Annotated in this window: 11 protein-coding genes; 7 read left to right on the top strand and 4 right to left on the bottom strand. The window is 64.8% G+C overall.

From position 1 onward, the window contains the following. The first annotated feature begins 36 nt into the window (after nt 1-36). The 3 genes from ACLBYA_RS10015 (at nt 37) to ACLBYA_RS10005 (ending at nt 2,482) form a co-directional block, all read left to right on the top strand. Nucleotides 37-228, top strand: coding sequence for a hypothetical protein (locus ACLBYA_RS10015; RefSeq protein WP_447709243.1), 192 nt, complete (start codon nt 37-39; stop codon nt 226-228). A 133-nt stretch (nt 229-361) separates the two neighbouring features. Continuing rightward, the gene (locus ACLBYA_RS10010; protein ID WP_447709242.1) at nt 362-1,729 is read left to right on the top strand and encodes a hypothetical protein; all 1,368 of its coding nucleotides are present in this window, start codon (nt 362-364) and stop codon (nt 1,727-1,729) included. A 51-nt stretch (nt 1,730-1,780) separates the two neighbouring features. Further along, complete coding sequence (locus ACLBYA_RS10005) at nt 1,781-2,482, top strand: hypothetical protein (protein ID WP_447709241.1); 702 nt, start codon at nt 1,781-1,783, stop codon at nt 2,480-2,482. Nucleotides 2,483-2,687: 205 nt separating this feature from the next. Here ACLBYA_RS10005 and ACLBYA_RS10000 read toward each other — a convergent pair whose 3' ends face one another. Together ACLBYA_RS10000 and dnaE are read right to left on the bottom strand one after the other, a co-directional pair. Next, nucleotides 2,688-3,638 (bottom strand): hypothetical protein, encoded by a 951-nt coding sequence (locus ACLBYA_RS10000; RefSeq protein ID WP_447709240.1) that lies wholly within the window; start codon nt 3,636-3,638, stop codon nt 2,688-2,690. 267 nt (nt 3,639-3,905) lie between these two features. Continuing rightward, entirely contained in the window at nt 3,906-7,463 is a 3,558-nt protein-coding gene (dnaE, locus tag ACLBYA_RS09995; protein WP_447709239.1) for a DNA polymerase III subunit alpha, read from the bottom strand. 126 nt (nt 7,464-7,589) lie between these two features. On the opposite strand from dnaE, the gene ACLBYA_RS09990 reads away from it, so the two are divergent. The 4 genes from ACLBYA_RS09990 to ACLBYA_RS09975 all read left to right on the top strand — a co-directional run bounded on the left by ACLBYA_RS09990 (nt 7,590) and on the right by ACLBYA_RS09975 (nt 10,372). Further along, nucleotides 7,590-7,844 carry a hypothetical protein gene (locus tag ACLBYA_RS09990; RefSeq protein WP_447709238.1) on the top strand — a complete coding sequence of 85 codons (255 nt, stop codon included), beginning with the start codon at nt 7,590-7,592 and terminating at the stop codon, nt 7,842-7,844. A 73-nt stretch (nt 7,845-7,917) separates the two neighbouring features. Next, nucleotides 7,918-8,850 (top strand): ATP-binding cassette domain-containing protein, encoded by a 933-nt coding sequence (locus tag ACLBYA_RS09985; RefSeq protein ID WP_447709237.1) that lies wholly within the window; start codon nt 7,918-7,920, stop codon nt 8,848-8,850. Continuing rightward, a complete protein-coding gene (locus tag ACLBYA_RS09980) occupies nt 8,847-9,581 on the top strand; it encodes an ABC transporter permease (RefSeq protein WP_447709236.1) in 735 nt (244 codons plus the stop codon). Before ACLBYA_RS09985 ends, ACLBYA_RS09980 begins: the two co-directional genes overlap by 4 nt. Continuing rightward, nucleotides 9,578-10,372: an ABC transporter permease gene (locus tag ACLBYA_RS09975; protein ID WP_447709235.1), complete on the top strand. Its 795-nt coding sequence runs from the start codon at nt 9,578-9,580 to the stop codon at nt 10,370-10,372. Before ACLBYA_RS09980 ends, ACLBYA_RS09975 begins: the two co-directional genes overlap by 4 nt. Nucleotides 10,373-10,375: 3 nt before the next feature. On the opposite strand, the gene ACLBYA_RS09970 is transcribed toward ACLBYA_RS09975, so the two are convergent. Both ACLBYA_RS09970 and ACLBYA_RS09965 read right to left on the bottom strand, forming a co-directional pair. After that, on the bottom strand, nt 10,376-11,302 hold the full coding sequence (locus tag ACLBYA_RS09970; protein WP_447709234.1) for a glycosyltransferase: 927 nt from the start codon (nt 11,300-11,302) through the stop codon (nt 10,376-10,378). Then, nucleotides 11,299-12,621, bottom strand: coding sequence for a UDP-glucose dehydrogenase family protein (locus tag ACLBYA_RS09965; RefSeq protein WP_447709233.1), 1,323 nt, complete (start codon nt 12,619-12,621; stop codon nt 11,299-11,301). Before ACLBYA_RS09965 ends, ACLBYA_RS09970 begins: the two co-directional genes overlap by 4 nt. Nucleotides 12,622-12,645: the final 24 nt, after the last annotated feature.

Genomic DNA, 12,645 nt, shown 5'->3' with positions numbered 1-12,645 from the left:
TTGCCCGAACTCTTGGTTGAGAGTTATCGTGTAGCAGTGACCACACACACCGAAATCGCCATCGCCGGGGTGCCCTGGCCGATGTACAAGGTGCTCGCGCTCGTCCTCGGCGCGTTGGCGCTGGTGGTGGTCGGTGTCGCAGCCTCGAGCATGGGTCCGGCGGTATTGACCGCGGCCGGCACCGCGACGGTGGTATGGCTGGTCGGCGGCATCACCGCCCGCCGCTAGGTCATCGAGGAATTCACACCCGCTCGCCGATCCCGACGCTTACATGGCGTCGTTCGGCCGCCCTGCCCAATTGAGTATCCCCGTCGAACGCGCCGTACTATGACCTGACTTGCGCGTGCTTCGAGGGGGGCGAATGGCGACGCTGGTTTCTGGGACCCATAAGACGGTGCTGCTCTTGGCCGTTGGGGTCATCCTTTCGCGGCTTCCGTTCATCGGTCACGGTTATGGCACCGACCCCGACGCATGGCGAGCGGTCACATCGGCGGAGATGCTCCTGGAAACCGGTGTGTATATTCCGTCGCGGCCGCCGGGATATCCACTGACCGAGTTCGTGCTCGCAGGCCTGTTCCAGGTGGGACTGGTCTCGAGCATCTGGATGGGTCTGATCGCGACCGCCCTCTCCGCGGCCGCGGTCGTGCTTGTGTACCTGCTGTTCCAACCGTTGGGCGAGGCACGTGCATTGGTTGCCGCGCTCGCGCTGGCGCTGACCCCGGCGGCCTATGTGGCCGGCCTCGGTGCCATGGACTACCTGTGGGGCCTGACGTTCGTACTGGCGGCGGCCCTGTGCGCGACGCGCCAACACATCTGGCCCGCATGCCTATTGCTCGGATTTGCAGTTGCGGCGCGTCCCACCAACGCACTGGCGGTGATCGCCATCGTGCTGCTCCTGGACGTATCGTGGAAGAGGCTGATCTGGCCGCTTGTGGGCGCCCTCGCCATCGCGGTTGCTTTCTACACACCGGAATTCGTCTCGTTGGGGTGGGCAGCCTTTCGCGCAGCAGATAGCAAGTACGACATCTTGCAGGCGGTCAACTTCGCCACCGTCGGCCTGTTCGGCGCTGCCGGAACCATCGGCGTCGCCATCGCGATCTGGTCAGCCGTTCGGAATCGAAAGCCGCGTGACGTAGGCAATGTGGCCAATCGGATGAACCGCTGGGCCGTCGCAAACGTTGCGACATTCGGGTTGCTGTTCCTGGTATTGCCGCACGAGTCCGGCTATCTGTTGCCGGCCTTGCCCGCGCTCTACTGGCTGATCTGCCGGGATGCGGGTGTGCGAGCCATGTGGGCGATGATCGCCCTGCTGTTGGTGTCCTGCTTCCTCATCAAGGTCGATGGCGAACCTGGACGAGTGGAGTACGTGCGAGGACCCGTTCTGTGGGAAGTCGACGAGCAGAACGAGCGCAGGTGCATCGCGCACCTCGTGCAGGATTGGCTGTCGACCAATGACGGATATGTCGTTGTCGGCTATCGTCGGCCGCAGATCGCGGAAGTCATGGATTCCCGTGACGCAGACCGTGTCATGTACACCGTGCGGCCGCACAACGATGGACTGCGGGACAACGAGTTTCGCTTCGAGGCCTATCCCGACGTGCCGTCGAACCCGTCATGGCTCCCGCCGGGCAGCAACGTGTGGGTGTTGGATCGCGCTGTCGAACAGCAACGCAGCGTATGGCCGCAGAACAGACTCCCGGTGTTGTCCTCGACCGAACAGTGCCGGTAAGCAACGGCGTTTCATCCGATCGTGTCGACTTCACGACTCCATGCTGTAGCCATGGCGGAACGTCCACAATCGAATCCCCTCGATCCAGAACGGGTCGTCCCATCCTGGCTGCGCGCGTCGACGCCGGAACAACGATGGCCGGCCCTGACCGCAATCGTGGCAGTCATCGCGCTGCAGTACGCGATTCCGGACCGGTACACCATCGTCCCGCGCTGGCCGTTGATCACGCTGGAGATTCTGCTTCTGCTGGTGCTGCTGGTGGTGAATCCGCTCAAGCCGTCCCGGTTCGGGTTCGTATCTGCCTGGGCCACGCGCGCACTCGTTGCGGCGATAACGCTGGACAACACCGCCTCCGCTGCCGTTCTGGACTACCGGATCCTGACCGGCGATGTCGGTGACGATGTGGCCGTGCTCCTCGGTAGCGGCGGCGCGATCTACATCACCAACATCATCGCCTTCGGCATCTGGTACTGGTTGCTCGATCGTGGCGGACCGGCGGCCAGACTGACCGGTGATCAGGACATTCCCGATTTCCTGTTCCCGCAGATGTCGGATCCCGATCACGCACCCCCGGATTGGCGGCCGATGTTCATCGACTACCTGTACGTGGCATTCACCAATTCCGTCGCGTTCTCACCTACCGACACCATGCCACTGGCGCGCTGGGCCAAACTCATGATGGCGGTGCAATCGTTGGTTGCGGTGACGACCATCGCGCTGGTCTTCACCCGCGCCGTCAGCTTGCTGCACTGACCAGTACGTGACCATTCGACCGATATCTGGTTTGCCGACACAGGGCGGGCCGAGACTGATGGTTGATTGCTCGCGTCGAACTGCGACGGCGGCATTCATTGCATCGACACCGCCGAGGGATTGACTCAATCAACGTGACAATTGCACGCACAAATAATGAAAGCGTTCGAAATTTCAGCATCAGATACAAAGAGCGCGAGAATTACTACCCGGCTTTCGCGCCGAGCCACGCCGCCTTTGCCTGATCCGAGATGGCATCGTTTGCCGTGCCCTTTTTATCCCAGAGGCCGCTGCCCGCCGCCCGCGGCATCTCCCACCACATGGCCGCGGTATCGCGAACCTGCCGGATGGGCGTATCGGTGGCGACTGCCGCGTAATGCAGCCAGTAGTCGTCGGCCCGCGGGCATACCTCGATGAACTCGTCACCCCGGTCTCGCAGCGTGCGCAGCAGGTGCGGCGGATAGGCAACCCCGGAGACGCCGGTGGCGAATACGTACGGTGACGGCCGGTCGGTGGTACAGACCGGCCAGGTGCCGTACGGGCCGTCGTTGCGGATCCGGGCCCGGAACGCGGTGACCTCGTCGGGCCGGTGCGCGGCCAGCAATTCCGCCAACCAGGTATCCGGATAGTAGGCATCGTCATCGACGGTGACCAGCGTGGTTTCCGGCTCGTCCGGAAGGATTTCCTGGACGTAGGGAAAGTACTTCTTGTGCGGTCCGTAGTCGTGGCAGTGCCGGATCTCCAGGCCGCGGGCCTGCAGTCGCTTGAGGGACTCCGGCGGGTCGGCCACCACCGCCGCGTCATCGAGCCACAGGATCAGCCGGCCCGGCCGCACCGTGCCGCTTCCGATGGTCTCGATGGTCTTCCACACCGTGGCGATGCGCTTGCCATACGTCGTCAGGGAGACGTTGGCTGCACCGGATCCGACCACCGACCGGTTCGAGTGGCGGTTGGTCAGCGTGAGCCTGGGCCCCAGCAGGGCGAACTCCACCAACGCCTTGCAATACCCTGGAATCGATGTCGGGTTGAAGCCCTTGTTCTGGGTGACGTGCCCGTGTCCCCAGACTGCCTGACGATGCAGGTGGGTGACGAGACCGCCGACGACATGCGCGCCTGCCGAACCAGCTTCTGTTGAGTATCCAAAAGACCACGGCACCGGCCGTATTTTGTCTGCCCCCACAGCGAAACAATAACCAAGAGAATGGCATTTCGCGAAAGATCTCAGCGCAATTCTCTGTGAACATTTTCAAACATTCTCGAAATGCGATATTCAGCAAATGAGGCTAGCCAAATATTGGTTAATTGACGCCAATCACAATTGGACCAGGCCTGTGGACCGAAGTAAGTGATGAGGCCGTTATTGATCTTGAATCGACGCGCGGGCATGCAGCGATGGCTAACTCACAGCCACCTGCCAGCAAGCTCAGCCGCCCAGGCACCCCGGGCCCAGCAGCGCCTTCAGGTCGCCCATCAGCGCCGAGGATGGCGTCACCCGCAACGACTGGTCGAGTTCGAGCGTGGTGATGCGCTCACCGCTGATCAGCCGCAGGTGCACCTGCGAGGTACCCGGATGGCGGGCCAGCACCTGCTTGAGGGCAGTCACCTTGTCCACCGTGCACTGTCGGGTCGGCAGGCTGACCGCCACCGGCCGGTCGCCGGTGGCATTCGAGAAGTCCGGCACCACAAGATCATTGGCGATCAGCGAGATCCGGTCATCGCGGATGGCGACCTTCGCCCCGACGATCACGACGGCGTCGTCGGCGATATCGGCGCCGAACGCGGAATAGGTCTGCGGGAAGAACAACACCTCGATACCACCGGTCAGGTCCTCGACCTGCGCCGAGGCCCACGGCAGACCGTTCTTGTTGACCCGCCGGTTCACCGAGGCCAGGATGCCGCCGATCCGCACCTGGGTGTCGTTGGCGATATCACCTTCCAGGATTGCCGGGATCTGGGTGTCGATATGCGAGGTGAGCAGGTGTGCAACACCGTCGAGCGGGTGCCCGGACACGTACAGGCCCAGCATCTCGCGCTCCAGGGCCAGCTTGTGCTTGTCCTCCCACTCCCCCTCGGGCACCGGGATGGAGAACACCGACTCCATTCCGGTATCGGCGTCACCACCGCCGAACAGGTCGAACTGACCGATGGCCTCGGCCTTCTTGGTGCCCAGCACCGAATCGACGGCGTCGGCGTGAACCAGGAAAAGACCCTTGCGCGGATGCCCCAGCGAGTCGAACGCCCCGGCCTTGACCAGGGATTCCGTCACCTTCTTGTTGCAGGCCCCGATATCGATCTTGTTGAGGTAGTCCGAGAAGTCGGTGTACTTGCCCTTCTCGTTGCGCGCGTTGATGATCGACTGCACCACGTTGGCGCCGACATTGCGCACACCGCCGAGGCCGTACCGGATGTCCTCACCGACCGAGGCGAAGTTGTGCACCGACTCATTGACATCCGGTGGCAGCACGGTGATCCCGAGCCGGCGGCAGTCCGACAGATAGATCGCGGCCTTGTCCTTGTCATCGCCGACGGAGGTCAGCAGACCGGCCATGTACTCGGCCTGGAAGTTGGCCTTGAGATAGGCCGTCCAGAACGACACCAGCCCGTAGCCGGCAGCATGCGATTTGTTGAAGGCGTATCCGGCGAACGGAAGGATGGTGTCCCACAACGCCTTCACGGCGGCCTCGGAGAAGCCGTTGGCCGTCATGCCCTCCTTGAAGCCCTTGTACTCGGCTTCGAGCACCTCAAGCTTCTTCTTACCCATGGCTTTTCGCAGCGCATCGGCCTTGCCCATGGTGTAGGAGGCGACCTTCTGCGCGATGAACATGATCTGCTCTTGGTAGACGATCAGGCCGTAGGTCTCGGCCAGGATCTCCTTGAGCGGTTCCTCGAGCTCGGGGTGGATCGGTTTGATGGGCTGGCGGCCGTTCTTTCGATCGGCGTAGTCGTTGTGCGCGTTCATACCCATCGGGCCGGGCCGGTACAGCGCCAGCACCGCGACGATGTCGTTGAACCCGGTGGGCTGCATGCGGCGCAGCAGATCGCGCATCGGCCCGCCGTCGAGCTGGAACACCCCCAGCGTGTCACCACGGGACAGCAGCTCGTAGGTCGCCGGATCATCCAACGGCAAGTGGTCCATGTCCAGGTCGATACCGCGGTTGGCCTTGATGTTCTCCAGGGCGTCACCGATGACGGTGAGGTTGCGCAGGCCCAGGAAGTCCATCTTGAGCAGGCCGATGGCCTCACACGACGGGTAATCCCAGCCGGTGATGATGGCGCCGTCCTGGGGCCGCTTCCACAGCGGGATCGCATCCACCAGCGGTTCGGAGCTCATGATGACCGCGCAGGCGTGCACGCCGGCGTTGCGGACCAGGCCCTCCAGGCCGCGGGCGGTCTCGTAGATGGTGCGGACGTCCGGATCGGTGTCGATCAGGCCACGGACCTCGGCGGCTTCCTTGTACCGCTCATGGGTCGGGTCGATGATTCCCGACAGTGGGATGTCCTTGGCCATGATGGGCGGCGGCAGCGCCTTGGTGATCCGGTCGGCGATGGCAAAACCGGGTTGGCCGTAATTGACCCGGGCCGAGTCCTTCAGTGCGGCCTTGGTCTTGATGGTGCCGAAGGTGATGACCTGGGCGACCCGGTCGCTGCCCCACTTCTCGGAGGCGTAGCGCACCATCTCGCCGCGGCGACGGTCGTCGAAGTCGATATCGATATCGGGTGCCGACGGACGTTCCGGGTTGAGGAACCGCTCGAACAGCAGGCCGTGCGGGATCGGATCGATGTTGGTGATGCCCATGGCGTAGGCCACCAGCGAACCGGCTGCCGAGCCACGGCCGGGCCCGACCCGGATGTTGACCGAGCGGGCGTAGTTGATCAGGTCGGCCACGATCAGGAAGTAGGCCGGGAAGCCCTTGTCGCAGATGACCTTGATCTCGTATTCGGCGCGATCCAGATACTCCTGCGGGACGGTGGCCCCGGCGAAGCGACGCTCGGCCAGGCCGGTCATCACCTCATGGGTCAGCCAGGACTGCTGATCGTGGCCGTCGGGCACCGGGAAGATCGGCATCCGGTCCCGGGCCGACCACACATCGGTGTAGGGCTGCACCCGTTCGGCGATCAACAGGGTGGAATCACAGGCGCCGGGCACCATCGGATCCCACAGCGCCCGCATATCGGCCGCCGATTTCAGGTAGTAGCCGTCACCGTCGAACTTGAAGCGGGCCGGGTCGGACAGCGTCTTGCCGGTCTGCACACACAGCAGTGCCTCATGGCTGTGCGAGGCCTCGCGAGTCACGTAGTGGCAGTCGTTGGTGGCCAGCGGCGGGATGCCGAGCTTGCGGCCCACCTCGAGCAGACCGTCACGGACCCGACGCTCGATCTCGATACCGTGATCCATCAACTCCAGGAAGAAGTTGTCCTTGCCGAAGATGTCCTGCCATTTGGCGGCGGCGGCGATCGCCTCGTCGACGTGGCCGAGGCGTAGCCGGGTCTGCACTTCCCCGGACGGGCAGCCGGTGGTCGCGATGATGCCGCTCGCGTTCTCGGCGATCAGCTCGGCATCCATCCGAGACCACTTGCCCAGCTGCCCCTCGAAAGAGGCCAGCGAGGACAGCTTGAACAGGTTGCGCAGCCCCGTCGCGTTCTCGGCGACCATCGTCATGTGGGTGTAGGCACCGCTACCGGAGACGTCGTCGCTCTTCTGGCTGCGGTCGCCCCACAGCACGCGCTTGGTGTCGAACCGCGAGCCGGGGGCGATATAGGCCTCGATACCGATGATGGGCTTGATGCCGGCGTCGGTGGCGACGTTGTAGAACTCGCTGGCGCCGAACATGTTGCCGTGGTCGGTCATCCCGATGGCAGGCATCTCCAGTCGCTGTGCCTCCGCGACCATCGGCTTCACCTTGGCGGCGCCGTCGAGCATCGAATACTCGGTGTGGTTGTGCAGATGCACGAAGCTCGAAGACGATCCACCGGTACTCATAGACACGTCAGTCTAGGGTCCCCGACCGACAGGCCCGGGCGGACGCGCGGGAGTGCGAAACGGTCTCGGCGTGCCGTGCGGCGTGTCGTCCGGCATCGGCCGCCGTGTACCCCGCACGCTTGTCGGATGGGTGTTCTGATCGCTCATCCGTGGCTGGCCGTGCTCGCAGGCACGGCGCTGCTGGCGCTGTGGTGGCGGTCGTGTTCGCGGTGGGCCGCTGCGGCGGCCGCAGCCTGGATCGCCTATGCGGGATGGGAGCTGTTCGTCACCGAAGGGCCCGATGCGAACATCAGGATCGACCTGCTGCTGATCTATCCGGTGCTGGCCGTTCTGTCTGTCATCGCGATCGGTGCCGCGCTGCGGCGACACACGAAAAGGTGACCAGCGCTGTCCTGCCGAGAACCCGCGTACCGAAGGTCTCAGATATCTGGCCGCGGCTGTATCGTATGACTCCGTGATCGAGCTCATCAACGTCGCCAAGACATTCGGCGGTAGCGTTCCCGCCCTGCGCGACGTGAGCTTTTCGGTTCCGACCGGGTCGGTCTGTGGGTTGCTGGGACACAATGGCGCCGGCAAGACGACCACGGTCAAGATCCTGTCCACGCTGCTGACACCGACCTCGGGGCAGGCCATCGTCGCCGGTTTCGATGTGGCCAAGGAACCGACCAAGGTTCGCCATCACATCGGGGTGACCGGCCAGGACGCTGCGCTGGACCCGCGACTGACCGGCCGGGAGAACCTGGTGTTGTTCGGTCGGCTGCGTGGGATGAAGCGCGCCGCGGCCCGGGCCCGCGCCGAGGAACTGATCACCCAGTTCGATATGGGCCACGCCGCCGACCGCCAGGTGGTCGGCTACTCCGGGGGCATGCGGCGGCGTATCGACATTGCCGTATCGCTGGTCGTGCTGCCCAAGGTGCTGTTCCTCGACGAACCGACCACCGGGCTGGATCCGCGCAGCCGTCGCGATGTGTGGAACCTGGTGTCCTCGTTGAAGGCTCAGGGCATCACGGTGCTGCTGACCACCCAGTATCTGGAGGAGGCGGACATCCTCAGCGATTCCATCGTCATCCTCAATGCCGGTCAGATCGTCGCCAAGGGCACCGCCGACGAGCTCAAGCGTCAGACCGGCTCCAGCTACTGCGAGATGACCCCACTCGACCGGGCCGACCTCCCGCGGATCGCCGCGGCGCTGGCCGACTTCGACGAGGTCGAGGTCGACACCGATGCCACCACGGTGTCGGTTCCCGCCCCCAACGGGGTGGCCACCCTGACCGAGGTGTTCCGCCGGATGGACGAAATCGACGTCGAGCTGATCGACATCTCGCTGCGCCGGCCGTCCCTCGACGAGGTCTTCCTGCACCTGACCGCCCCGGCCTCCTCGACGTGACGGCGACCGGAATTCTGACCGGGCGCATCCTGCGGCGCGGCCAGCTCGATCTCGCGTTCGCGGTGCTGGTGCCGATTTCCGGCCTGATCGGCCTGGCCCTGCTACTGCGGGATGTCATCCCGACCGGTATGAGCTATGAGCAGTACATCCTGCCGGCCATCGTGGTGCAGGCCATGTTGTTCGGCGCACTGACCACCACCGACCGGGCGGCCTGGGAACGGGTCAGCGGCCTGGGCTCCCGGATGCGGACCCTGCCGATCTCGCCCTATGCACCGCTGATTGCCCGGATGAACTACTGCCTGGTCCGTGGCGTCATCGGATTGGCGGCCTCGATCCTGGGCGCCTACATTCTCGGCTTCAGATTCACCACCGGCTTCGGCTATTTCGCGGCGTTCGTGCTGCTGTCGCTGTTGCTGACCCTGGCGCTGTCCTTCGGCGCCGACGTCATCGGCTCCAAGGCGGGCCGGCCGGAGGTGGCAAGCCAGCTGTTGCTCATCCCGCAGGTGGTGCTGGTGGTGCTGTCCACCGGCCTGGTGCCGGTCGATGCCTTCCCCACCTGGGTGCATCCGTTCGTGCAATACCAGCCGATCTCGCAGATCATCGACACGTTGCGCGGGTTCACCAGTGGTGACACCGTGCCGGGCAACCTGTTCGCCAGCCTGGCCTGGTGTCTGGGAATGCTGATCGTCTTCGGCGCCATGGCCGTTCGACTGCAGGGGCGCGAATCGTGAAATCGGACTCGCAGTACCAGCACTCGCTGCTCACCGAGAGCTGGATCTTCGCCGGCCGACTGTTCACCCAGTGGCGCCGCTTCCCGATGGTGCCGCTGCAGGCGCTGCTGTTCCCCACCGGCCTGCTGGTCATCTACGGCCTGCTGGTCGGCAAGTCGATGGTCCGGCTCACCGGTAGCAGCGGGCTGGATCTGCTGATCCCGGTCTGCACCTTGGCAGGCGCCATGTCGGCCGCCGTGGGAGCGGGTCTGGTGGTGCCGTATGACCGCGACAGCGGTCTGTTGACCAGGATGTGGATCATGCCGGTGCATCGGACCTCCGTGCTGGCCGGTGCCCTGCTCGCCGAGGCGTTGCGCACCGTCATCGGCTCCGCGTTGGTGGTGGCCGTCGCCTTTGCGATGGGATTCCGGTTCGAGGGCAACACCTTCGGATTCCTGATCTACCTGCTGATCCCGTCGGTGGTCGTGGTGTCGTTCGCGACCATCGTGATCACGCTGGCGTTGCAACCCAAGGGCCGGGTCATCCTGACCTGGACCCAATCGGCGTGTATGGGTCTGGCGTTCGCCACTTTGATACCACTCGATCGGGTGCCTGCCGTGCTGCGGCCGTTGGCGGAGTACCAGCCGGTGGCTCCGGCGGCGGCGACCATGCGGGCGCTGTCCTCGGGTGGCCCATTGCTCCAACCGGTTCTGCTGACCATCCTGTGGACGATCGTGATCGCCGCGGTATTCGTGCCGATCACGGTGCGCGGCTACCGGGCCGCGGTCGAGGGTGGTAAGCAGGAGGGCTGAGAATCAGGCGCTGTCGCCGTCCGATGCCAAATCGAAGGTGGCGGGCATCTCGAACTTCGCCCGTTTCATGGTCGCCGAGACATAGCCGTACTGAAAGGCAAGGCCGACCAGGGCATTTGCCAACAGTTCACTGGGCGGCCGGCGCAGCTCGGCACGCAGCGTCGCCCACGCCTCGACCGCGGAGTGCTTGGCCGCAGCCTGCTCCCCCGCGCTCGCCTTGTCGTTGCGGTTGGCCCACCGAATATAGGCGTTGCTGTTGCCGTACCGCTTCCATTGACTGCCCAGGTCGCGCATCGACGTGCGCGGTTCCCACTCCATCAACACCCGGGTGTCTGTGGCGATGCTGCCGAGCCCGGATTCCTGGATACGCCAGCAGATATCGAGATCTCCACCGCCGCGCATCGACCGGAATCCGCCGACCGCCATGAATGCGGACCGGTCGATCCCCAGGTTGGCCGTCGGGTAGTAGTCCGGTTTGGGCGGCACCATCCCGATGGTCGCCTTCATCGCGCCACCGGAACGGGGAAGCATGAAGGGCTGCATCGCGGCGGCCAGCCGCGCGGCCAGGGTCGGCCCGGACAACGTCCGGACATTGGTGCAGGACAACGCGACACCGGGTTGCTGTTGCAGTGCGCGGTGCGCGTCGAGCAGGCCGGGCAACGGCCGGCACCGGCCGTCGGTGAACAGCAGCACCTCGGCGGTCGACCTGACCGCGGCGACCTGCCGGGCGTAGTACGGACCGCGATTGTCGGTCAGCCGCACCACGTTGACGCCGAGTGCACGTGCCGCGGCCTCGGTGTCGTCGGTGGATGCATCGTCGACGACGGTCACCCGGTCACCCTCGCCGAGCTGATCCAGCGTGGGCTGCAACAACTTCGGCAGATGGTCGGCCATGTTGCGCACCGGGATGATGACCTCGATCCGGGTCACGCGTTCAGCCCACCCCTGCCCAGGTTGTACACCTGCCACCCGGCGCCGGCCCAGTACTCACGGTCCAGGGCATTGCGGGTGTCGAGCAGGCGGGGCTGCTTGACCAGCGACCGGACGGCCGCCGGATCCAGATTGCAGTACTCATCCCATTCGGTGGCCACCACGATGAGGTCGACATTGCGGCAGGCATCCTCGACGCTGTCGAAATAGCCCAACGTCGGGAACCTCGCCTTGGCGTTCTCGATGGCCTTCGGGTCGTGGACGCGGACGTCGGCACCCTTCAAATGCATTGCCGCCGCGACATTCAGCGCGGGTGAGTCGCGGACATCGTCACTGTTGGGCTTGAACGCGGCGCCCAACACGGCAATGCTCTTGCCCAGGAACTCACCGCCGACCACCGCACGGGCGACCGAGACGGCCTTCTCGCGGCGACGCAGGTTGATCTTGTCGACCTCGTGCAGGAAGCGCAGCGCGTCCGACGCGCCGAGTTCGCCGGCGCGGGCGCTGAAGGCACGGATGTCCTTGGGCAGGCAGCCACCGCCGAAACCCAACCCGGCGTTGAGGAATCGCTTGCCGATGCGGTCGTCATAGCCGAGTGCGCGGCTCAACGTCACCACGTCGGCGTCGACGATCTCGCACACCTCGGCCATCGCGTTGATGAACGAGATCTTGGTGGCCAGGAAGGCGTTGGCGGCCACCTTGACCAGTTCCGAGGTCGGCAGATCGGCGGTCAGATGCGGGGTACCGGCGTCGAGCAGGGAGCCGTACACCTCCTGCAGGGTCTTCTCGGCGTACTCGGAGGTGACGCCGAAAACCAGCCGATCCGGCTGCAGAGTGTCCTCGATGGCCTTGCCCTCACGCAGGAACTCCGGGTTCCAGGCGACCTCGAGGCGGTGTGGCGACTGAGTGGCCGCCACCTCGGTGGCCAGGCGCTGGGCCGTGCCGACCGGGACGGTGGACTTACCGACGATCAACCCGTCACAGTCGGCATTGGCGGCCACCGACCGGAACGCTGCATCGACGTAGCCGATGTTGGCGGCATCGGACCCGGCCAACTGCGGCGTTCCGACACAGACGAAGTGCACCGACGCGCCGGAGACCGCATCCTGCACCGACTGGGTGAACCGCAGTCGACCGGTGGCGAGGACCTCGGCGAGCAATTCGTCGAATCCGGGCTCGAAGAACGGTGAGGTGCCGGTGGATAGCGCGGCGATCTTCTTCTCGTCGGTGTCGAAGGCGACAACCTCATGACCGATACGTGCCATGCAGGCGGCGTGAACGGCGCCCAGATAGCCCGTTCCAATCACGCTCAATTTCATCTAGGTCGACTCCAGGCTCGAAAG

It is taken from the genome of Mycobacterium sp. C31M (genome assembly GCF_053345865.1).
This window is presented reverse-complemented; position numbering and strand designations above follow the sequence as displayed.